Raw genomic sequence first — 20836 nt, forward strand, 5'->3', positions numbered from 1 at the left:
TAGTCATGGGCTACCCTTTGCATCTGTCATCCCCGAAGTAAAATGGAGCAGGGTAAGCAGAAGATCAGGGGAAATAATTTTGTTGCAAAAATGTGAACCCTTCAGTAGCCTTGTCTCTTTCGGAGACAGGAAATGCTCGTCACTGATTCACTTCTTGCTTACACCCTCGCTGCTACACTGCTTACCCTGACGCCAGGTCTTGATACTGCTCTTATTCTCCGCACGGCGACTGCTGAAGGGGGACGCAAAGCCTTGCATGCCGCGTTAGGCATCGATCTCGGGTGCTTTATCTGGGGCGCGCTGGTGGCCTTTGGTTTAGGTGCGCTACTGGCGGTTTCTGAGTTGGCTTATACCTTATTGAAATGGTGCGGAGCAGGATACCTTTGCTGGCTGGGCATCCAGATGCTCCTGCGACCACGCCAGCAATTTAACACCCACCCGGCCGAATCAGATTCCACGAGTAACTGGTTCCTGCGTGGGATGCTGGGGAATGTGCTTAACCCCAAAATGGGCGTCTTCTACGTTTCGTTTTTACCTCAGTTTATCCCCGCCGGGCATTCACCCGTGAGCTGGACTTTTCTCCTTGTCGCTATCCATGTTTTGATTGGTACGCTGTGGTCGTTAACGCTGATTACCGCCACTCGCTATGCCGCCGGCATCCTGAAAAAACCGGCCGTAGTGAAATGGATGGACCGAACGACCGGCTGCCTGTTTCTGTTGTTTGCCGCGAAGCTGGCCATGAGTCGGCGGTAGTCACGCAGGGGCGTATGCCCCTGTTTTTGCCTTAAAAAATGAGCAACCCGTGGAGTACTACTCAGTGGTGAAACGATCGGGCTCGAACGTACGTTTAGCCAGTTTCTTTTGCAAAACGATGACAATAATTGGGGTTCCTGATGCGGTAATTGCACATACCGCCAACAGCGTATCCATATTTTGTAGCGCCATGCGATGGTCGGGTAACAAAAAAGCAGACAGGAAAAATGCGGCAGTTGTCATCAGATACATCATGGATGTCTGTAATGAAGAGAATCCCGCTCGTTGCTTGTTATCAGGAAACTGAATCGTCACCGCCGACGATGACACCAGACGACTGTAAGCTGCGCCGAGAAATAACGTAATAAATAGCGCTGGATGCGGATAGCCCATCACGGGTATCAGTAAGCTCAGGATAAAAACGAGGGTCGACCCGGTCGCCAAACTCAAAGCAGAAACACGAGAGGTTAATGCGCCTGTCATTCTGGTAGACAGATACCCCGCCAGGCCCCCGCCGAAGAACAACCAGGGCAGCAGACCTTGAGAAGCCCCCAACAGCTGCGTCATTAATGGCGCCAGGACAGGAATGATCAGCATTGGACTAAACTGTACCAGCGCATTACCGGAAGCAAACAGTAAAGTATCTACATCGAGGGGCAGCGCGTGGGACGTGTCGAAAGTGACGGGATCCTGAGGGATGATGGAGACGATCAGTGGCAATGCCAACCAACACAGTGTACAAATTAACCACAACGCGACATGCCAACCGTAATGAGTACACAAAAATAGTACAGCGGGCATCCCCACGATGCTGACCATCGAAAATGACGCAATCACCGTCGCCAACATTTTTCCGCGCAAGTCAGCCGGTGTGTGGTTTATCAAAATAGTGATCCCCACAGCCATTGTCGTACCGCCAACCAGTCCTGCGAAGAAGCGCAATGTAAGAAGAAGAGGAAAACTGGTAGTGAATGTCGTCAACAGTGTCGCCATGGCTAGCAGTACCATATTAGCGATTAAAAAATGCTTCTTATTGCAACGATCAATCCAGTAAAAGGCGATAATTCCCGACAGGACGGCTCCAGATGTGTACATACCGGATACATAGCCTGAGAAGGTGACGGGAACAGCGAAATCTGCAGCCATAAATGTAAAAACAGGGCTGAACATCATATATTCCAGCGCATTAGTAAACTGGACAAAAGCGATTACCATAGCAATCCGAATGAGCGTCTTTTGATTAAATGTTGTGGTGACCAGTGGCATAGCAAGCGACCTGTGGATGAAAGATATCCTAGCTTAACTGCTATCAAACTTGTCGATTAGATGGTAAAAATGGCACTCATTATTATCATATGTGGGATAGTTGATGCGGCCAGTTCTTGACTTTAATGCGCTGAAAATCTTCATTGCTGTGGTGGAAAGAGACAGTTTTGTCGGGGCATCGAAAGCCCTGGAAATGCCGACATCAAATGTGAGCCGTTGCATTTCTCAGTTAGAAGACAAACTGAACCTTCAGCTCATTGAGCGCAGTACCCGACATATGAAGCTCACACAGGCTGGGCATCTACTCTATACCCGGGCGAAGCCATTACTGGAAGCACTTGAGCAAACTGAAACCGAATTAACGTTGCGACAAATGCAATTCAAGGGGCCATTACGTATCTGTATTCCCAATGAAATCGGTCCTGTATTGCTGGGCTCTGTTGTTGCTGATTTCGCCTGTCAGCATCCGGATCTGGAGATGAGTTGCGTCACAAATTTGTCGGGTTATGAATCCCTGCGAGATGATCTGGATTTAGCTGTCATTGTTAGCCGTGGTCAGATGGATGACAGTGACTACATCGCCCGTCATCTGGTGACGATCCCTTGCACCATCGTTGCGGCCCCCTCCGTCATCCAGCGTTATGGCACGCCTTCTCGAATACAGCAATTTGAAGAGTTACCCTGTATTACAACGGTGAATGCGCTTAAAGGCGCTCCCTGGCAGTTTGTGAATAAAAAGGGCGGATTCGAGACGATCAAGGTTAACGGTCGTTATCGGGTCAACAGCGGAGAGATGGCAGGGCGAGCGGCCATCTCAGGTGTCGGTTTTGCCATCCTGTCGAAACAAGCCTGCCAACCCTATATTGATGATGGGCGGTTAATCGAGATTGAATTTGAACAATCGGCAGCCCCCTTGCAATTGTTCGCTCTGTATTCAGATCGGCGTTACTTGCCGGCAAAAACAAGAGCGCTTATTGATTTCATGCATCAGAGATTGAGTCATTAACAAGAGGCCATCTTCAGCGCGCCAGGGCAGCGCTGTTTTATTCAGCCGGCCGGCTCAAGCAACAAATCTCTGATATAGCCCTCCAGCAGGGAGGCACAAATTCGCGTTTCATACGACATCATCCCAGCTGGTGGATGGAGCAACCAGGCACTAAATGGCGGGATCGGATAGTGGCTTAAGAGGGGGATGAGCGCGCCGTCTGCCATTTCTTTTCTGCAAACCGGACTTTGCAAAACACCAATGGCATGTCCCGCTAATAACCAGGAGAGGACACTCCGCCAGTGCGTGGACTGAAATTGAATATTGACGGGAACATTAATGAGTTGATCTTCGGAAGCGACCAATTGAATGCGATTACTGGCGAATACACCGGAAACAGCAGCAAATGGATAATCTGTCAGCGCATCCGGCGTGTCAGGATGACCCATTTTCGCCAGCAGAGCCGGAGAGGCGAGTAACACTCTGCGCACGGTGCCAAGCGGGCGTGCGACAAAAAAACCTTCGGAGACATCACCTAATCTCAGCGATAAATCGACCCCCTCGGTGACGGGATTGATGACGCGGTCGTTAAAAATGACATCGACCTGCAGCGCCGGATGCTCGTTCTGAAGCTGCAACAATGCAGGCATCAGCAGGCTTTCTCCGGCGGAATAGGGCGCGGCAATACGGATTTTGCCTTGCAGCCCCTGATTTTCCTCATTCACAGAAAGAGCATGCTCTGCCGCCTGAACGGCCGTTTTGCTTCGCTCATAAAACACGTTACCGCTTTGCGTTAGAGACATGTTACGCGTGTTGCGCCTAAGCAAACGTGTCCCAAGATGAGCTTCCAGTTTTTCTATTCTTTCACTCACGGCGGGCTGGCCAATACCGAGATCGCGGGCTGCAGCCGACATGCTGCCCCGTTCAACCACCCTGATAAATATGCGCATTGCTGAGAAGAGATCCATTCACCAATTATATTGGCTTTACCGATAAATGTAAGTGGGGACAGGTATCTACTGCTTTACTGCGAAATGATGAAAAATCCAGACTCAAGGCCTGAGTCAGGCTAAATTTCAATCTATTTAATTGATTTATTGGTGGAAAATAATGATGCCAGAGATAAAGCTTTTCATGTTCCAGTCAGGAACACAGCATTGTCGATATCAGCATATCCGGATGAATCAGGGCGTGGGAGAGCATTATGAGATCCCTGTCCCCTGGTTTCTGCTGACCCATCCGGATGGGTTTACGCTGATTGACGGCGGTCTGGCTGTCGAAGGATTGAAAGATCCCAGCGGTTATTGGGGAAGTGCTGTAGAGCAGTTTAAACCGGTGATGTCAGAAGAACAGGGTTGCGTGGAACAACTTAAGAGGATTGGCATTGCTCCTGAGGATATCCGCTATGTGGTCCTGTCCCATTTGCACTCTGATCATACGGGAGCAATTGGTCGCTTCCCCCATGCTACGCATGTTGTCCAGAGGCAAGAGTATGAATATGCCTTTGCCCCTGACTGGTTTACTTCGGGAGCCTATTGCCGACGCGATTTCGATCGTCCCCAACTTAACTGGCTATTACTGAACGGGTTGTCCGATGATCACTATGACCTTTACGGTGATGGCACGTTACAATGTATTTTCACCCCAGGGCATTCACCGGGCCATCAATCTTTTCTTATCCGCTTACCGGGTGGTACAAATTTTACGCTAGCGATTGATGCGGCTTATACCTTAGATCATTACCATGAGAAGGCGCTCCCGGGGCTAATGACGTCTGCTACTGATGTCGCTCAGTCTGTGCGAAAGCTGCGTCAGCTTACCGAGCGATATCATGCGGTATTCATACCCGGCCACGATCCTGAAGAATGGAAAAAAAACAGGCTTGCGCCAGCCTGTTACTATTGAATCATTCCTCGCTGATCGCCAAAAAGCGTCTGTTAAGCAGGGCTGTCAGCTTATCTTGTTCGAAATGGCCCTGGTGATGGCCGGGGCCATTTCTGCGGGCAAGCTCAGGGCTTCACGTCCAGCACGACATGACTGAAGGTTTGATAGGTTTTTTCGTCCGGCGCGGGCGGGATGTTGGCTTTTTTCAGCGCGGACATCACCTGCGCGCAGAATGGCCGATCGCCGCTCTCGACCGTTGGCTCCTGCACCGTCCCGTCACGCTGCAGCATAAAGCGCACCGAGCATTTTTGCCCTTGCCAGGAGGCCGGCTGGTCTATGTTAGCGAAGATAGCCGCCTGGATCCGTGCCAGATAGCGTGAGGCATTGGCCTGGGGTGAAGTATCGGAACCCGTTTGATAATCGCGAAGTATCTTATCCACTTCAGCCGGTATTTTAGCGTCTTCGGCGCTGCCCGGCGCAGAAGCACGACCCGAGCAGGCGGAAAGTAGTAAAGAGAGGGTGCAAACGAGCACAGCGTTGGTTTTCACGGACATGCTAAGCCTCCTTGCTGGTGGTGATACCGTCGTGTACGAGGCGGTTATCCTCTGTTATTCCGCGATATTATTCAAACGCTGAATTGCATGGGACGCGCTTTCAGTGACAGTGTCACTCATTTTTTACTTTCGTCGCGGGCGGTGATGCCATCCAGTCGCGAATGATGTTACCGTATAGCTGTTCGGCCTCCGCCAGTCGGCTGAGCAGGCAATATTCGTCGGTTTGATGCGCCATCGACGGCTCGCCGGGGCCGAGAATAATACAGGGCGGATCGCCCAATGCAGGCAGCAGCAGCGAGGCGTCGGTAAAGTAGGGCACCACGCGCGGCGCAATCGGCTCAGCGTGCAGCGGCTGACAGAGTTGATAAACCTGCTTAATCCACGCATGATCCTCCCGGCTGAGGACGGCGGGCAGGTCGACCAGCGTGGAGACGGTGACGCTTTCGCCAAGCAGCGTCGTCAAGCGCTCCCGGATAGTGGCGTGCTGTAAATTGGGCGCGCTGCGGATATCGACATCAAAACGCGTGCGGTCCGGTACGGAATTAATATTGAGTCCGCCTTCTATGCGTCCGACGTTGAGGGTGGGTTGCTTCATTAGCGGATGCGGCGCGCCTGGCGAAAAATGCTGAATCTTACCCAACGCATCCGCCGCAAGATAAATAGCATTGATCCCCAGCTCCGGCATCGCGCCGTGGGCGGTTTTCCCCCGCGTTTCGCAGCGTAGCCAGAGCGCGCCTTTATGGCCGATAACCGGATAGTTGGCGGTGGGTTCACCGACGATCAGCGCGCCCACCTCCGGCAACGTTGCGGAGGCGATCAGCGCCCGCGCGCCGTCGCAGCCGGTCTCTTCTCCGCCGGTTATCAGCAATACCGCGCCGCGTCCGGCGAGGATCGCTTCCCGCTGATGAACGCAGGCGACGGCAAACGCCGCTATCGCCGCTTTCATATCGCTGGATCCGCGGCCATAAAGACGCCCGTCTTCCATCTGCGAGCCGAAAGGATCGTACTGCCAGCGGGCATTTCCCAGCGGGACGGTATCCAGATGTCCGGTAAAGGCCAGCGGTTTACCGCTCTTCGCCCCGGGCAGGCTGGCGATAAGATTGCAGCGTCCTTCGCCGAACGACGACAGCGAAACCTCAAAACCGCTATCGTCAAGCCAGTCGGCGAAGAACCGCATGCAGTCGGCTTCGCTGCCCGGCGGGTTGATGGTGTTAAAGCCCAGCAGCTGCCGGGCGAGCTCAAGGGTCGCGGTCATCAGCGGCGTTCCGTCAGCCAGTCGAGGCAGTTAATCCACAGCTGGCGATAGCCGGGCCATTTGGCAAACTCTTCCGGCAGCCAGTGCGCCGACATGTCGCTGGTCCACACCAGCGAGCGACCCTGCTGATATTCGCGAACAGCCAACAGCGGATGACCGGTACCGGCCACGGTCGCCAGCAGTTTGCCTTCCGGGTGCATTTCAACTTCGTTATAGCCCAGCAGCCACGGCCATTCGCCCGGAATATCGTTAAACAGGGGGTGAGCCTCCGTCACTTCGGCATAGCAGCCTTCCGGGGTTTCAATGCGATCGTCCCAGGCCAGGCAGCGTACCGGCAGCACTTTCTCCACCTCGGTATGGCGGTAGCGCGCGCCGCCGTTGATTCCCTGGAAGCTGTAATAGCCGCCGATCATCATCAGCGCCCCCCCGCCGGCCACGTAATCATGCAGGAGCGTTAAACGGTTGGCGGTTCGGCGGCTCTTCAGCCAGGTGTCCGGATGCAGCAGCAGCGTATTGGCGCCAATGTCCGAGAGAATAATCGCATCCCACTCCTGCAGCGCTTCCAGCGTCAGCGGAAAGTCGGTCGCCGCCGCGTGGGCGGGCATATAGGTAATGGCATAGGGACTTTCGGCGAGCGCGGCCAGAAAGTCCGTTGCGCCGGTGTGCCAGGTGGCGGTGGCAAACTGGTCGAAGCCTTTAACGTGCGTTGACGTGCTGGTCCAGGACTCACCGACCAGTAAGATTTTTTTCTGCATGATGACGTTTCCTTTTATCCGCCAAAGACCCGCTGGGGGTTTCCAATCATTAAGGTTTCAAGTTGTTCGCCGCTGACGCCGTGGCGCCGCAGACGGGGAACAAAATGCTTGAGTATGTAGCCATAACCGTGGCCGCCGTAGCGGGTGAGCATGGTTTTCAGGAAGACGTCCTGCGACAGCAGAATTTGCTGGATGTAGCCGTCGTCAATCAGCTCGCGGATCGCGCGGGCGTTCTCCTCGTCGGAGGGCGACTGCGCCGACTCGTCGGCGTAGTAATAGCTCATGCCAATCATGTCGTATTCGAGAAACGCCCCGCGCTGCGCCAGTTCGCGCTGGTAGCGCTTATCGGCAAAGCTGGGATTCATATGGCACAGCACGGTATGGCGTAAATCGGCGCCTTCCTGCTCGAGAATATCCAGCACCCGATGGCCCAGCCGCTCCCAGCCGGGCAGATGGACCTCGATCGGCACGCCGGTCGCGGCGCTGGCCCGACCCGCAGCGCGCAGGGATTTCTCCTCATCCGGCGTAAAGCGGCTGGAGATACCGATTTCGCCGATGAGCCCGGCGAGCACCTCCGGTTTCTCCTCCGCGCCGCCAAGATCGTAAATCAGTCGTTCGGTCAGCTGTTCGACGCTGCTGATTTTTACCCACTCAGGGTGCGAAGGTTCCAGATAGAGCCCGGTACCCATAATGATGTTCAGACCGGTCAGCCGCGCGATGCGCGCCAGCGCTTTCGGATCGCGGCCAATGCCGATATTGGTCGGGTCGACTACCGTTTCTCCGCCAAGGGCGCGATATTTAGTCAGCTCGTCAATCGCAACGTCGACATCAAACAGCTGACAGTTATCGCGGCTCATCAGCGGGTTGAGCGACAGTTCGCCAAGGTTTTCCATTTTCACCGGCATTTCGGCAAGATGGCGATCGCTGCAGCAGCAGGGCGGCACCCATTTGCCGGAGGCATCCAGCAGAATATGCTCATGCATCAGAGTAACGCCCATTTCGTTAATCGGCAGTGGGCCAAGCACAGTCATTACATAACCGCTGCTAACGCCAACCGGCAGCGGGGAGGGATGGCGAAAAATTGATCCTTTCATCAGCTATCCTTTTGCCGCGGAGCGCGTCGGGTTGAGAATGCGGGTGTTCAGCCAGATAGCCAGCAGGATAATGGTGCCGGTGGCTATCTGGGTGTAAAACGGCGAAATATGCGACAGGATCAGCCCGTTCTGAATGACCGCAATCGACAGTGCGCCCAGCAGCGTGCCAATAATAGTTCCGAAGCCGCCAAACAGACTGGTGCTGCCTAGCACAACGGCAGCAATGACCTGCAGTTCAAAGCCTTCGCCCTGGTTGGAGGAGCCGCTGCCGAGGCGTGCGGTAATGATCATCCCCGCCAGCGCGGCGGCCATTCCGCTGATGATATAGACCTTCATGGTGACCGCTTTGGTGTTAATGCCGCTGCGCCGCGCGCCTTCGGCGTTAGCGCCGATGGCGGTCACGTAGCGGCCAAAGCGCATATGGTTGAGAACGATATGCCCGATCAGCAGAATCAGAATGCCGAGCAGTGCGGGCATGGGGATCCCGACGACCCACGCGCGTCCGATAAAGGTAAACAGGCTGTCAGCCGGCACCGGAATCGAGTAGCCCTGGGTGACCAGCAGCGCGATGCCGCGAACTACGGCCAGGGTGGCGAGCGTGACGATAAACGCCGGAATGCCTTCATAGGCAATAAAGAAGCCGTTGATGGCGCCAACGAATCCGCCTAGCAGCAAGCCGCCGAGGAGTACCACCGGCCACGGCAGACCCCAGCTATTCAGGGCGATAGCGGAGAGCGCGCCGACCAGCGCCAGGGTGGAGCCTACCGACAGATCGATACCGCCGGTGGTAATGACCAGAGTCATTGCCGTCGCGACGATCAGCAGCGGGGCGCTCTGACGGATAATGTTGAGCCAGTTGGTGCCGGTGAGAAAGTTGCTGGTGATCAGCGAAAACACCACGCAGCAGAAGACGAAAAAGAGCGCGATGCTGACTACGCCTGAATGGTTATGCAGCAGGCGGCGCGGCAGCGAATGCTGGATCATGCGTGAGCTGCTTAAATTCATGATACTCATCCTGTTACCTCAATGTGCTGCCGCAGAGCGGGCGGTGAATTTTTCGCCCACAATCAGGTTAACGATATCGCTCAGGCTGGTGTCGGACACCCGTCTGTCGGCGACGTTGGTACCTTCATACATCACCATGATCCGGTCGCAGACCATGAACAGGTCCTGCAGGCGGTGGGTAATCAGAATCACGCTCACCCCGCGAGCGGAAACGCGGCGAATGAGCTCCAGAACCGCTTCAACTTCCGCGACGGCCAGCGCGGCGGTGGGTTCATCCATAATCAGCACTTTCGGGTCAAAGGCCGCGGCGCGGGCGATGGCTATAGCCTGGCGCTGGCCGCCGGAGAGATTTCGCACCAGCAGCCGGGTATCCGGAATGGAGATCCCGAGCCCTTTAAGCATCTCTCTGGCATCGGCGTGCATTTTGGCCTCGTCGAGAAAGGGGATGCCGAGGACCGATTTCATCGGCTCACGGCCCATAAACAGATTGCCCGCGACATCGACCGTGTCACAGAGCGACAGATCCTGGTAGACCATCTCGATATGGCAACGGCGTGAATCGGCCGGATTCGTAAACTGTTGCTGTTCACCGTCGATACGAATCGTGCCGCTGGAGGGGATCACCGCGCCAGAGAGCACTTTGGTCAAGGTGGATTTCCCCGCGCCGTTATCGCCCACTAAGCCCAGCACTTCGCCCGGGGCCAGCTCAAGGTTGACTCCGCGCAATGAGCGTATCGACCCGTAGGTCTTGGTGATATTGATCATCTCTACCCTTGGCGGGGTAGTTTGTGGCTGCTGCATCTGATAACTCCCATCGCTGTGGCCGGGAAAATGTTCGCCATCCTGCGGGAGAGACTCTATCCGACACGGTTTACAATCTAGTAAACCGGTTTACCTGCGGACCAGAGCACTCGCCAGTGCAGTCAGGACAAACGCTATGTAAGATATTTGTTCGCCAGTAAGAACATTGCAGCATCCGTGCCAGGGCAGTAACCACACAGCAGCCCTGTAACTTAACCTTATGTATTCAATACACTTAATTGAATACAATCCGGTAAACCGGTTTACTGATTATAGTGAATAAATTGTTAATTGATCGTTTTTTGCGCCAAAAGCGGGCGCTTTTGCGCCATTTTGGGACGGGCTTAACAAATCTTGATCGAGTCGCGGCCAATCCATTCAACCGGCAGGCGGGTTTCCGCAGGGATATCCGGATCGTCGTTTAGCAGGCGCATCATGATGTTCACCGCAGTGCGGCCCAGTTCGCGGGCGGGCTGACGGATAGTGGAGATCCGCGGCTGGGTAAAATCGGCATAGTTGGCGTCATCGAAGCCGACTAACGATAGCGCCTCTGGCGCCTGGAGCCCACTGGCGCGCAAGCCGTCGAGCAGACCGAGCACCAGATAGTCGCTGGCAGCGAAGACGGCGGTAGGGCGAACCTGTTGGCTGAACAGGTACCGCAACGCTTGCTGGCCAAACTCGCGCTGGTAGTCGCCATACATCACCCATTCGGGCGGCCAGCTCAGGCCCGCTTGCTCCATCGCGGTGCAAAAGCCCTGATAGCGCTCGCGGACGCTCATCAGCTTGTCCGGGCCACCGACGAAAGCGATATGGCGATGCCCGGCGGCGATCAGTTTTTCGGTGGCGATCCGCCCGCCCTGGACGTTATCGGCAAACACTTTCGGTACCTTACTGCCGGGAATATCTTCATCCAGCAGGACAATCCGTTCGTGACGCTGGACTTCCTTGCGCAGCAGGCCATTATCGGGGCGGTTGGTGGTGAACAGCAGACCGTCGACCTGGCAGGTATCCAGCCAGCGAATGAACTGGCACTCTTTTTCCGGGTTGTTGCGGGTGATACACAGCACCAGGCTGTAGCCGCTGGCAGAAGCGGCCTCTTCGGCTGCGTCGGCCAGTTCGGCAAAGAAGGGGTTGGTAATATCGGGAAGCACCAGGCCAAGCGTTTCGCTGCCGCCTTTGCTAAGACGGCGTGCCAGGCTATTGCCGCGATAGTCCAGTTCGCGAATGGCGGTTTCGATGCGGTCGATGGTGTCCTGCGGCAGCACAATACTGTTGTTCATATAGCGCGACAGGGTCGCCTTCGACAGCCCGGCCAGCTTTGCCACATCGGATAACAATACACGTTTTATACTCATTTCCTGCGCCATTTCTGCCAGAATCGGCTATCTGTAACATAGTTAAGCGCGGTGGATACAGCAATTTCTCTGTGAACAATCACCAAAAATAAATGCTTGACAAATTTTAATCAGCGGAGAATTGTATAGGCAGTTTACCGCATCATTCGGGAAGTCATTCCCAACCCCGTTTAAGTTATTCCAGTCGCGCACCGACACGGACCGGTTGCCGGGATGACATTAAGCAGGTATCCGCCGAACGTTCAATGATTGTTCTGGCGATATAGACGATATTTGCCCGCCAAAAAAATAATCCTTCTGCGTTCGCATGCGGCGCGGAACTCTGCTGGCTATCAACTATTCCCGACGAGGATACTGATGATGTTATTTCACACCGGAAAACTGCGTTTACTTGCTGTCGCCACGACCATGCTGGCATCAATGAGTTTTATTTCTGCCGCCAGCGCTGCCGGTCCGACTTATGCGCTGGTACAAATCAACCAACAGGCGCTGTTCTTTAATCTGATGAATAAAGGCGCACAAGATGCGGCCAAAGCCAGTGGCAAGGATTTAGTTATTTTTAACTCTAACGATAATCCCGTGGCGCAAAACGACGCGATAGAAAACTATATTCAGCAAGGCGTTAAAGGCATTCTGGTTGCTGCTATCGACGTTAACGGGATCATGCCAGCGGTTAAAGAAGCCGCCGCCGCAAACATTCCGGTGATTGCGATTGATGCCGTATTACCGGCCGGGCCACAGGCAGCTCAGGTCGGCGTTGATAATATTGAGGGCGGCAGAATTATCGGTCAATACTTCGTGGACTACGTGCAGAAAGAGATGGGCGGCCAGGCGCGACTGGGTATAGTCGGCGCGCTGAATTCGGCCATTCAGAACCAGCGGCAGAAAGGGTTCGAAGAGACGCTGAAAAGCAATCCGAAGATTGCTATCGCTAACGTGGTCGACGGGCAGAATGTGCAGGATAAAGCGATGACCGCGGCGGAAAACCTGATCACCGGTAATCCGGATCTGACAGCGATTTATGCCACCGGCGAACCCGCGCTGCTCGGCGCTATCGCCGCCGTAGAAAACCAGGGGCGGCAGAAGGATATTAAAGTCTTTGGCTGGGATCTGACGGCGAAGGCGATTTCCGGTATTGACGGCGGCTACGTCACCGCCGTACTGCAGCAGGACCCGGAAAAGATGGGCGCCGAAGCCCTGAATGCGCTGAACAGCATCACGTCGGGTAAAACCGTGCCGAAAACCATTCTGGTTCCGGCGACGGTGGTAACCAAAGCGAACGTCGATTCATACTGTCCGCTGTTTAAGTAGGTCAGCGCGCCCCGTCCGTGGTTAACAGGGCGGCGAGCTCACGGCTGCCGGGAAACGCGCTGAGCGTCCCCCGGCGGCTAACCGTAATGGCGGCAGCGCGACTGGCGTGCGCCAGCGCCAGCGCATCCGGCGCGACGCCGCGCAGCAGGGCGGAGGCCAACATGACGGCGAGGAACGTGTCGCCCGCGCCGGTAGTATCAAGCGCCTCGGCGGGCACGGCGGGACAAAACTGACGCTGGCCCTCCTGGACCAGCCAGGCGCCTGCGGCGCCCTGGGTAATCACTAAGGTTTTCACCCCGTATGGCTGGAGCAACTCGGCCTCGGATTCATTGACCACCGCGATGTCGATGAGGGGCCACAGATGGCAAAAGTCAGGATTGACAGGTGAGGGGTTGAATACCGTCGTCATGCCGCGGCTTCTGGCGTACTGGAACAGCGCCCGCGTTTTATCGAGGGAGAAATTGCCCTGCTGTAGCAGAATATCGCCAGCGACGGCATCCGCCATATGCGGAATCATTTCATCCAGGCTGAATGTATCGGCCGCCGCCGTAGTGGTAATGATGGCGTTGTCGCCATCAGCGCTATTTAAAATAATCGAGGTATCGCTATGTTGATTGAAATGGCCGTCGGGTAGTAGCGTCAGTGGTTCATTTTTTATCTGCTGGCGGATCCACGCGCCGTTGCTGTCATTTCCCGTGGCGGCAATTAAGCGCGTCTCTATTCCGCAGCGGGATAATATAATCGCCTGGTTCGCGCCTTTACCGCCGATATCCTGCGACACTTTAACGCCGTGAATGGAGGCTCCTTTTTTCGGTATATCCGGAATGGACCAGGTTTCATCTACGGTAATATTACCAGTAACGTAAACACGCATAGTGTTCCCTTAACAGGATGGATAAGATGGTTGCTATCTCAGCAGAAAAAACGAATGCAATACAAGCTATTTTTTCACGAAGCAAGGCTGTTATTGGTGTTATTCATTGCGACCCATTTCCTGGCTCGCCAAAATATCGAGGAAAATCAGTCTCGGATATTGTTGAACGTGCGCTTCGCGATGCTGAAAATTATATTTCAGGCGGTGTTCATGGTCTGATTATTGAAAATCATGGCGATATTCCTTTCTCTAAACCTGAGGATATCGGCCATGAAACCTCAGCGCTGATGGCGGTCATTACCGAGAAAGTTCGTGAACGTTTTGCTGTGCCGCTGGGCATTAACGTTCTGGCTAACGCGGCGATCCCGGCAATGGCGATCGCCCTGGCGGGAGGCGCCGATTTCGTCCGCGTAAACCAGTGGGCCAACGCCTATATCGCCAACGAAGGATTTATAGAAGGGGCGGCCGCTAAGACGCTGCGCTACCGCAGTATGCTGCGCGCTGAACATATTCGCGTTTTTGCCGATAGCCACGTTAAGCACGGTAGCCATGCCATTGTCGCCGATCGTTCGATTCAGGAACTGACGCGCGATGTCGATTTCTTCGAGGCTGACGCGGTGATCGCCACCGGCCAGCGTACGGGCGATAGCGCCACGATGGCGGAAATTGACGAGATCCGCGCGGCGACGGAACTACCGCTCCTGGTGGGCTCCGGGGTGACACCGGCTAACGTGAAGCAGATCCTCGGGCGGACTCAGGGGGTCATTGTGGCCAGTACAATGAAGGTCGATGGCGTCTGGTGGAACGATGTTGAGGCGGTGGTGGGGCAGACGATGACCACCCTGGCGCATGAGATTAATCAGCCGCTGAACGCGCTGTCGATGTATCTTTTTACGGCGGGAAGGGCGATCGAACAGGGACAGGCGGAGCAGGCGCGGACGACGTTAAGCAAAGCAGAAGGGCTGATCAACCGCATTGACGCGATTATCCGCTCCCTGCGCCAGTTTACCCGCCGCGCAGAACTGGAAACGCCGCTGCATCCGGTCGATTTGCGTCAGACGTTTACCGTGGCGTGGGAACTGCTGGCGATGCGTCATAAGCCTCAGCAGGGGATGCTGGTGATACCGGATGACACTGTCTGGATCCAGGGGGACGAAGTGCGCGTCCATCAGGTGCTGGTGAACGTGCTGTCCAATGCCCTCGACGCCTGCCCGCACGCCGCGCAAATCACCGTGAGCTGGCAAATCCAGGCCGGAAGGCTGTGCGTGTTGATTGCCGATAACGGCCCTGGCTGGCCTGCGGCCTTACTCCCTTCGCTGTTAAAGCCGTTCACTACCAGTAAAACCGTGGGGCTCGGAATAGGGCTTTCGATATGTGTTTCGCTGATGACGCAAATGGAAGGGGCGTTGCGCCTGGCGTCGACGTTTACACGCAGTGCCTGCGTGGTGCTGGAATTCAATTTGACGGATGTAAAAGATGGTGAGTAATAACTGTTCGATTCTGCTGATTGACGATGATGCCGATGTGCTGGATGCCTATACGCAGCTGCTTGAGCAAGCGGGGTATCATGTCAGCGCCTGTAATAATCCGTTTGATGCGCGGGAGCAGGTGCCGAAGGACTGGCCCGGCATCGTTTTAAGCGATGTCTGCATGCCCGGCTGCTCCGGTATCGATTTAATGACGTTGTTTCATCAGGATGACGATCTGCTGCCGATTCTGCTTATCACCGGTCACGGCGATGTGCCGATGGCGGTGGAGGCGGTGAAAAAAGGGGCCTGGGATTTCCTGCAAAAGCCGATCGATCCGGGCAAGCTGCTCACGCTGGTGGACGCCGCGCTGCGTCAGAGGCAATCGGTTATCGCCCGTCGCCAGTATTGTCAGCAAAAATTACAGGTTGAGCTTATTGGCCGCAGCCAATGGACGGTTCGGTATCGCCAGCGCCTTCAGCAGCTGGCAGAAACGGATATTGCGGTATGGCTTTACGGCGAGCCGGGAACCGGCCGCATGACCGGCGCGCGTTACCTGCACCAGTTAGGACGGCACGCTGAAGGTCCGTTTATCGCCTGCGAGCTGACTCCGGCTAACGCCCATACGCTTAATGAACTGATCGCCCAGGCCCAGGGCGGAACGCTGGTCTTAAGTCACCCCGAGCATCTGACTCACGAGCAACAGCATCAGTTGGTACAGCTGCAGAGTCATGAGAAGCGGCCTTTTCGCCTGATTGGTATTGGTAGCGCTTCGCTGGTGGAGTTGGCCGCCAGCAGCCAGATAGTGGCGGAACTCTATTACTGCTTCGCGATGACGCAAATTGGCTGCCAGCCTCTGTCAAAGCGACCTGATGATATCGAGCCGCTGTTTCATCACTATTTGCAAAAAACCTGTCAACGGCTGAATCATCCCGTCCCGGAGGTGGATGCTGGTCTGTTGAAGGGAATGATGCGCCGGGTGTGGCCAAATAACGTTCGCGAACTGGCGAACGCCGCCGAGCTGTTTGCAGTAGGGGTATTACCACTCGCAGAAACGGTTAATCCGCTGATGCACATCGGCGAGCCGACGCCGCTGGATCAGCGGGTTGAGGACGTCGAACGGCAGATCATCACCGAAGCGCTGAATATCCACCAGGGACGTATTAATGAGGTGGCGGAGTATCTGCTGATACCGCGTAAAAAACTTTATCTCAGAATGAAGAAGTATGGTCTGAATAAAGAGCACTACAAAGGGGTTTAGGGCATCTTGTCAGACGATGGTTGAAAATTATGAGGACAGATACAGATTATAAATGCCTTCAAGTCAGCAGAGGCGATTTATGTTATTGTGACTGCTTAAATTTCCTTAAAAGGTGTGACTGTTGAACATGCGAATATTGACTGTGGTTGATTATGATGAGATGTGGCCGACTTTATTCGAGAACGAACGTACTCTGTTGCAGATGACGCTTGGTAAAGTGATATCCCGAATTCATCATATTGGTAGCACCTCGGTGCCTGGATTATCAGCTAAGCCAGTAATAGATATATTAATCGAAGTTGCTAATCTTGAAGAACTGGACAGCCTGAATCAGGCAATGGAGGGTGTAGGATATACTGTGCGTGGTGAAAACGGCATTTTAAATCGTAGGTACTTTACAAAAGGTGGAAATCAGCGTAGTCATCATATCCATGCGTTTGCCACCGGGGATGCTCAAATCATAAAACACCTGGCATTCCGTGATTACCTTATTAAACACAATGACGTAGCCATTCAGTACGCTTTAATGAAAAAAAGCGCGATGTTATTATGTGAAAATGACAGCCACCGATACAGCATTTATAAAGCGGATTTCATTCAGAAACATCTTCGTATGGCGCTTATTGATGCGGGTCACCTGGGCTAGCCTTCAAATAAACTATAACCCATGTTTTTTTTGTAATTTTTCACAGCGTTACCTCTTGTTTCTCCATTATTAGCAAACAGCACGCCTTGCAGACTCCCTGCGGCTTCCTGCAACTGAGCATTCTGAATAAGCGACGGGGCGATAAAGCCGATAACGCATCGTTCAGTATGGAGGCACTATTTCACAACCCCAGCGGCCTGGCCTCCTGTATGAACTCAATCAGAAGGCGAAGCCCGGTCGGCAATTGCCGGCGGCTTGAATAATAGATATGAAAACCTTCCTCCAGTGGGGACCATTCCGTAAGCACCAGACGGAGCCGTCCATCCTTGACATAGGGTGCAACAAGAGGCTCCGGAAAATACATTAGGCCAGCCCCGCCCAATACGGCCACCAGACCCGTTTCGGCATGATTGACCGTCACTGAGCCTGGCACTGTCATTTGGTATGTTTCGCCGTCTCGCGCAAGTTCCCAGCGATAAACCCGATCGTCACCGAGACGATTGCTGATGCAGCGATGGTGTAATAAATCATCCGGATGTTCAGGCGTTCCGTAGCGTTCCAGGTAATCAGGGGAGGCCGCGATAACCCAGCGAATATCGGCAGATAAACGCCGGGCAACCATGTCCTCCGGGACGGTACCACCGTAGCGGATGCCGGCATCGAAGCCCGCATCAGTCACGTCAACCATTCGGTTGCTGGCCACAATATCGATTTCAATATCGGGATAGCGATCCATAAAAGCGGGCATGACCGGCGCAAGCAAAAGATTTGCCGCTTCAACGGCTGCATTGATGCGGATACGTCCGGTAGGGGTATTGCGATACCGGTTAAGCGATTCAAGCGCGCCTTCTATGGTGTCGAAAGGCTGAAGAACAGACTGAACCAGTTCCTCGCCGGCTGCCGTAGGGGTGACGCTCTTGGTCGTGCGATTAAGCAGGCGAACTCCGAGCCGGGTTTCCAGTCCCTTCAGGGCATGACTCAGCGCTGATGCACTGACGCCTAATTCAATTGCCGCACGGCTGAAGCTGCGATGACGTGCAATCGCCATGAAATAAATAAGATCGGCAACATCAGCTCTGCTTATTTGCATACAGAATAGTTTTCCTTATGCGGCGTTAAAACCCGAATGCGTTGATGAAGAAATGATATACACCTTAGACCGATTAGGGCTAATCCATTGCTGAATTTTTTTCACAAGTCCATTCATGCACGTCCACTCACTGTACACGTTGTGCTTCGTTATTCTTGAAAATCATGCGCTCTGGCTGGTAGGCCAGGGCGGAACACTCATCTAACGGAGCCGTTTATGAACTATACGCATCTTGGCCGCACCGGCCTGAAAGTCAGCCGCCTTTGTCTCGGAACCATGAATTTTGGTGACGTCACCGACGAGAAGACCAGCGCCCGCATTCTGGATGAGGCGCTTGAGGCGGGTATCAATTTCATTGATACAGCAGACGTGTATGGCACTGAACAATCTCCCGATATCCAGCAAGGCTCGGGGCTGTCCGAGGAAATTATTGGTCGCTGGCTTCAGCAGGGTGGCCGCCGTGAACGCATCGTTCTGGCGACAAAAGTCTATCAGCCTATGGGACCGGGCCCGAACGATCGCCGGCTTTCTGCTTACCATATTCGCAAAGCCTGCGAGGACAGTTTGCGACGGCTTAAGACCGACCATATTGACGTCTATCAGATGCATCACATCGATCGTCATACGCCGTGGGAAGAGATCTGGCAGGCCATGGAACTGCTTGTTCAGCAGGGAAAGGTTCTTTATATCGGTAGCAGCAATTTCGCGGGCTGGGACATTGCGACTGCGCAGTCAGTCGCCACGGCCCGTCATTTCCTGGGCCTGGTCGCCGAGCAAAGTCTTTATAATCTGACAGCCCGCACCATTGAGCTGGAGGTCATTCCCGCATGCCGCCATTTTGGCCTGGGGTTGATCCCCTGGAGCCCGCTTGCCGGAGGGCTGCTTGGCGGCGTACTGAAAAAGATGGCAAGCGGGCGCCGTGCCAGGCCCGCGTTTGCCCGCCAAATTGAAGATTATCGTCTGCAGCTGGAAGCCTATGAAGGATTATGTGATGACCTCGGCGAATCCCCTTCCGATGTGGCGCTGGCCTGGCTCCTGCAGAATCCTGTCGTTACCGCTCCACTGATTGGGCCTCGTACGGTCGAACAACTCCAGCAAGCGCTTCACGCAACGACAATCACGCTATCAGACGACACCATGAGCTGTCTCGACGAAATCTGGCCCGGCCCCGGGGGAGAAGCGCCCCAGGCTTATGCCTGGTAATGACCAAATTAATGAATCCTTTCTGCGTTAAAGGGAGTTCCAGTTTATGAGCAAGATGATCCATGACCAGCCTTCTGCTGCCGTACCCGCTTCCCGGGACCGGCGCAATTTTCTGATCGCCGGAGCCGGTCTGGCGTTGGCCGCAACCACCCTTGGCAGGAGCGGCGCCGTGATGGCGAAACCGGCTGGTCAGGACACGCCGAACGCCCCTTCGGATGCTGCTCCCGTCCGGAAGGAAACCTTAACCACGCGTAAACTCGGCTCGCTGGAGGTGTCCAGCATGGGACTCGGGTGCCTGCCGATGGTGGGTTATTACGGCGGAGGTCCGCGCGATCGTAAAGCCATGGTTTCGCTTATCCGGGCAGCCTTCGAACAAGGTATCACGTTCTTTGATACTGCCGAGGTCTACGGCCCCCATCTCAGTGAAGAATTTGTCGGGGAAGCACTCGCTCCCGTTCGCGATCGTGTGGTGATTGCCACCAAGTTCGGCTTCGGCGTGGAGGAGGGGAAGCCCACTTCCCTTAACAGCCATCCTGACCATATCCGCCGCGCCGTAGAAGGCTCGCTAAAGCGTTTGAAAACGGACCACATCGATCTTCTTTATCAGCATCGCCCCGACCCGAATGTGCCGATCGAGGATGTGGCGGAAACCGCGAAGGCATTGATCCAGGAGGGTAAAGTGAAACACTGGGGACTGTCGGAAGCGAGTGCCAGGACAATTCGCCGCGCACATGCGGTACTCCCTGTGACTGCGGTGCAGAGTGAGTATGCCATGTGGTGGCGGGAACCGGAGACGCGGATATTTCCAACGCTCGAAGAGCTGGGTATCGGTTTCGTACCTTACTGCCCGACTGCCCGCAGCTTCCTCGCCGGAGCAGTCAATCCAAGCCAGCGGTTCGACAGCACCGATCGGCGGCATAACCTGCCACGCTTCCAGCCCGATGCCCTGGCCAAAAACATGGTGCTGCTTGAATTTGCGCAGTCGTGGGCCCGTCGCAAAAACACCACTCCGGTTCAGTTCGCGCTGGCCTGGATAATGGCCCAGCGGCCCTGGATTGTCCCAATCCCGGGTACGACGCAATATCCGCACCTGATAGAAAACAGCGGCGCACCGCAAGTCCGGTTGACGGACAGCGAGCTACGCGAAATCGATGCGGCGCTTGCCAAAATCCCATTGCAGGGAGGTCGCGCCGATCCGTTTACCGAAAGTCAGTTTGATAAAAGTTAATACCTGCTGTCACAGGGAGACTGCAGGTGAAGTCTCCCTCTGTATTATTG

At 54.7% G+C, this 20836-nt stretch carries 19 protein-coding genes and 2 pseudogenes; 10 read left to right on the top strand and 11 right to left on the bottom strand.

Going from position 1 to position 20836, the window contains the following annotated elements; genetic code table 11:
• Positions 1-132 precede the first annotated feature (132 nt).
• The gene (locus AB1E37_RS12235; RefSeq protein ID WP_029496905.1) at positions 133-753 is read left to right on the top strand and encodes a LysE family translocator; all 621 of its coding nucleotides are present in this window, start codon (positions 133-135) and stop codon (positions 751-753) included.
• Positions 754-810: 57 nt separating this feature from the next.
• On the opposite strand, the gene AB1E37_RS12240 is transcribed toward AB1E37_RS12235, so the two are convergent.
• Complete coding sequence (locus AB1E37_RS12240; RefSeq protein WP_004176142.1) at positions 811-2019, bottom strand: MFS transporter; 1209 nt, start codon at positions 2017-2019, stop codon at positions 811-813.
• A 103-nt stretch (positions 2020-2122) separates the two neighbouring features.
• Between AB1E37_RS12240 and AB1E37_RS12245 the strand changes: the two genes are divergently transcribed.
• Entirely contained in the window at positions 2123-3025 is a 903-nt protein-coding gene (locus tag AB1E37_RS12245) for a LysR family transcriptional regulator (protein WP_004176143.1), read from the top strand.
• Positions 3026-3066: 41 nt separating this feature from the next.
• Here the strand turns inward: AB1E37_RS12245 and AB1E37_RS12250 are convergent, their stop codons facing one another.
• A complete protein-coding gene (locus AB1E37_RS12250; protein ID WP_032447567.1) occupies positions 3067-3954 on the bottom strand; it encodes a LysR family transcriptional regulator in 888 nt (295 codons plus the stop codon).
• Between the two features lie 160 nt (positions 3955-4114).
• Here AB1E37_RS12250 and attM point away from each other — a divergent pair, with 160 nt between their 5' ends.
• Positions 4115-4909: an N-acyl homoserine lactonase AttM gene (attM, locus tag AB1E37_RS12255; RefSeq protein WP_024622645.1), complete on the top strand. Its 795-nt coding sequence runs from the start codon at positions 4115-4117 to the stop codon at positions 4907-4909.
• A 104-nt stretch (positions 4910-5013) separates the two neighbouring features.
• Here attM and AB1E37_RS12260 read toward each other — a convergent pair whose 3' ends face one another.
• The 7 genes from AB1E37_RS12260 to AB1E37_RS12290 all read right to left on the bottom strand — a co-directional run bounded on the left by AB1E37_RS12260 (position 5014) and on the right by AB1E37_RS12290 (position 11719).
• Complete coding sequence (locus AB1E37_RS12260) at positions 5014-5442, bottom strand: cell envelope integrity protein TolA (RefSeq protein WP_032436379.1); 429 nt, start codon at positions 5440-5442, stop codon at positions 5014-5016.
• A gap of 112 nt (positions 5443-5554) precedes the next feature.
• Positions 5555-6697 (bottom strand): M20 family metallopeptidase, encoded by a 1143-nt coding sequence (locus AB1E37_RS12265; protein WP_032436377.1) that lies wholly within the window; start codon positions 6695-6697, stop codon positions 5555-5557.
• Positions 6697-7452 (bottom strand): glutamine amidotransferase, encoded by a 756-nt coding sequence (locus AB1E37_RS12270; protein WP_004199914.1) that lies wholly within the window; start codon positions 7450-7452, stop codon positions 6697-6699. The genes AB1E37_RS12265 and AB1E37_RS12270 overlap by 1 nt, the downstream gene beginning before the upstream one ends.
• Positions 7453-7466: 14 nt before the next feature.
• Positions 7467-8546, bottom strand: a complete 1080-nt coding sequence (locus AB1E37_RS12275) for a phosphotriesterase (RefSeq protein WP_004176149.1) — start codon at positions 8544-8546, stop codon at positions 7467-7469.
• 3 nt (positions 8547-8549) lie between these two features.
• On the bottom strand, positions 8550-9551 hold the full coding sequence (locus AB1E37_RS12280) for an ABC transporter permease (protein ID WP_002904978.1): 1002 nt from the start codon (positions 9549-9551) through the stop codon (positions 8550-8552).
• Positions 9552-9569: 18 nt separating this feature from the next.
• Complete coding sequence (locus AB1E37_RS12285; RefSeq protein ID WP_116794882.1) at positions 9570-10316, bottom strand: ATP-binding cassette domain-containing protein; 747 nt, start codon at positions 10314-10316, stop codon at positions 9570-9572.
• 380 nt (positions 10317-10696) lie between these two features.
• Positions 10697-11719 carry a LacI family DNA-binding transcriptional regulator gene (locus AB1E37_RS12290; RefSeq protein ID WP_004176158.1) on the bottom strand — a complete coding sequence of 341 codons (1023 nt, stop codon included), beginning with the start codon at positions 11717-11719 and terminating at the stop codon, positions 10697-10699.
• A gap of 345 nt (positions 11720-12064) precedes the next feature.
• Between AB1E37_RS12290 and AB1E37_RS12295 the strand changes: the two genes are divergently transcribed.
• Positions 12065-13018, top strand: a complete 954-nt coding sequence (locus AB1E37_RS12295; RefSeq protein ID WP_117116808.1) for a substrate-binding domain-containing protein — start codon at positions 12065-12067, stop codon at positions 13016-13018.
• A gap of 1 nt (position 13019) precedes the next feature.
• Here AB1E37_RS12295 and AB1E37_RS12300 read toward each other — a convergent pair whose 3' ends face one another.
• Entirely contained in the window at positions 13020-13892 is an 873-nt protein-coding gene (locus AB1E37_RS12300; protein WP_004213032.1) for a PfkB family carbohydrate kinase, read from the bottom strand.
• 26 nt (positions 13893-13918) lie between these two features.
• Between AB1E37_RS12300 and AB1E37_RS12305 the strand changes: the two are divergent.
• From AB1E37_RS12305 to AB1E37_RS12320, 4 genes and pseudogenes are all read left to right on the top strand, one after another.
• Positions 13919-14707, top strand: a pseudogene (locus AB1E37_RS12305) (BtpA/SgcQ family protein); the annotation flags it as partial.
• Positions 14708-15379, top strand: a pseudogene (locus AB1E37_RS12310) (ATP-binding protein); the annotation flags it as partial. It abuts the pseudogene before it with no gap.
• Positions 15369-16619, top strand: coding sequence for a sigma-54 dependent transcriptional regulator (locus AB1E37_RS12315; RefSeq protein ID WP_032436370.1), 1251 nt, complete (start codon positions 15369-15371; stop codon positions 16617-16619). The pseudogene AB1E37_RS12310 and the gene AB1E37_RS12315, both read left to right, overlap by 11 nt.
• A gap of 127 nt (positions 16620-16746) precedes the next feature.
• Positions 16747-17265: a GrpB family protein gene (locus AB1E37_RS12320; RefSeq protein WP_004213042.1), complete on the top strand. Its 519-nt coding sequence runs from the start codon at positions 16747-16749 to the stop codon at positions 17263-17265.
• 181 nt (positions 17266-17446) lie between these two features.
• Here AB1E37_RS12320 and AB1E37_RS12325 read toward each other — a convergent pair whose 3' ends face one another.
• The gene (locus AB1E37_RS12325; RefSeq protein ID WP_002904893.1) at positions 17447-18355 is read right to left on the bottom strand and encodes a LysR family transcriptional regulator; all 909 of its coding nucleotides are present in this window, start codon (positions 18353-18355) and stop codon (positions 17447-17449) included.
• Positions 18356-18571: 216 nt separating this feature from the next.
• Between AB1E37_RS12325 and AB1E37_RS12330 the strand changes: the two genes are divergently transcribed.
• Both AB1E37_RS12330 and AB1E37_RS12335 read left to right on the top strand, forming a co-directional pair.
• Positions 18572-19558 carry an aldo/keto reductase gene (locus AB1E37_RS12330; RefSeq protein ID WP_032436366.1) on the top strand — a complete coding sequence of 329 codons (987 nt, stop codon included), beginning with the start codon at positions 18572-18574 and terminating at the stop codon, positions 19556-19558.
• A 46-nt stretch (positions 19559-19604) separates the two neighbouring features.
• Complete coding sequence (locus AB1E37_RS12335; protein ID WP_032447563.1) at positions 19605-20786, top strand: aldo/keto reductase; 1182 nt, start codon at positions 19605-19607, stop codon at positions 20784-20786.
• Positions 20787-20836: the final 50 nt, after the last annotated feature.

Origin of the sequence: Klebsiella sp. Shm-1, from assembly GCF_040804525.1 — a bacterium.
Classification (GTDB): Bacteria; Pseudomonadota; Gammaproteobacteria; order Enterobacterales; family Enterobacteriaceae; genus Klebsiella; species Klebsiella pneumoniae.

Coding starts and splice junctions, on each gene's coding strand:
- AB1E37_RS12335 (WP_032447563.1), top strand. CDS start 19,605: ATGAGCAAGATGATCCATGACCAGCCTTCTGCTGCCGTACCCGCTTCC.
- AB1E37_RS12260 (WP_032436379.1), bottom strand. CDS start 5,442: ATGTCCGTGAAAACCAACGCTGTGCTCGTTTGCACCCTCTCTTTACTA.
- AB1E37_RS12295 (WP_117116808.1), top strand. CDS start 12,065: ATGATGTTATTTCACACCGGAAAACTGCGTTTACTTGCTGTCGCCACG.
- AB1E37_RS12285 (WP_116794882.1), bottom strand. CDS start 10,316: ATGATCAATATCACCAAGACCTACGGGTCGATACGCTCATTGCGCGGA.
- AB1E37_RS12280 (WP_002904978.1), bottom strand. CDS start 9,551: ATGAATTTAAGCAGCTCACGCATGATCCAGCATTCGCTGCCGCGCCGC.
- AB1E37_RS12325 (WP_002904893.1), bottom strand. CDS start 18,355: ATGCAAATAAGCAGAGCTGATGTTGCCGATCTTATTTATTTCATGGCG.
- AB1E37_RS12235 (WP_029496905.1), top strand. CDS start 133: ATGCTCGTCACTGATTCACTTCTTGCTTACACCCTCGCTGCTACACTG.
- AB1E37_RS12330 (WP_032436366.1), top strand. CDS start 18,572: ATGAACTATACGCATCTTGGCCGCACCGGCCTGAAAGTCAGCCGCCTT.
- AB1E37_RS12270 (WP_004199914.1), bottom strand. CDS start 7,452: ATGCAGAAAAAAATCTTACTGGTCGGTGAGTCCTGGACCAGCACGTCA.
- AB1E37_RS12250 (WP_032447567.1), bottom strand. CDS start 3,954: ATGCGCATATTTATCAGGGTGGTTGAACGGGGCAGCATGTCGGCTGCA.
- AB1E37_RS12300 (WP_004213032.1), bottom strand. CDS start 13,892: ATGCGTGTTTACGTTACTGGTAATATTACCGTAGATGAAACCTGGTCC.
- AB1E37_RS12275 (WP_004176149.1), bottom strand. CDS start 8,546: ATGAAAGGATCAATTTTTCGCCATCCCTCCCCGCTGCCGGTTGGCGTT.
- AB1E37_RS12240 (WP_004176142.1), bottom strand. CDS start 2,019: ATGCCACTGGTCACCACAACATTTAATCAAAAGACGCTCATTCGGATT.
- AB1E37_RS12315 (WP_032436370.1), top strand. CDS start 15,369: ATGGTGAGTAATAACTGTTCGATTCTGCTGATTGACGATGATGCCGAT.
- AB1E37_RS12320 (WP_004213042.1), top strand. CDS start 16,747: ATGCGAATATTGACTGTGGTTGATTATGATGAGATGTGGCCGACTTTA.
- AB1E37_RS12290 (WP_004176158.1), bottom strand. CDS start 11,719: ATGGCGCAGGAAATGAGTATAAAACGTGTATTGTTATCCGATGTGGCA.
- attM (WP_024622645.1), top strand. CDS start 4,115: ATGATGCCAGAGATAAAGCTTTTCATGTTCCAGTCAGGAACACAGCAT.
- AB1E37_RS12245 (WP_004176143.1), top strand. CDS start 2,123: ATGCGGCCAGTTCTTGACTTTAATGCGCTGAAAATCTTCATTGCTGTG.
- AB1E37_RS12265 (WP_032436377.1), bottom strand. CDS start 6,697: ATGACCGCGACCCTTGAGCTCGCCCGGCAGCTGCTGGGCTTTAACACC.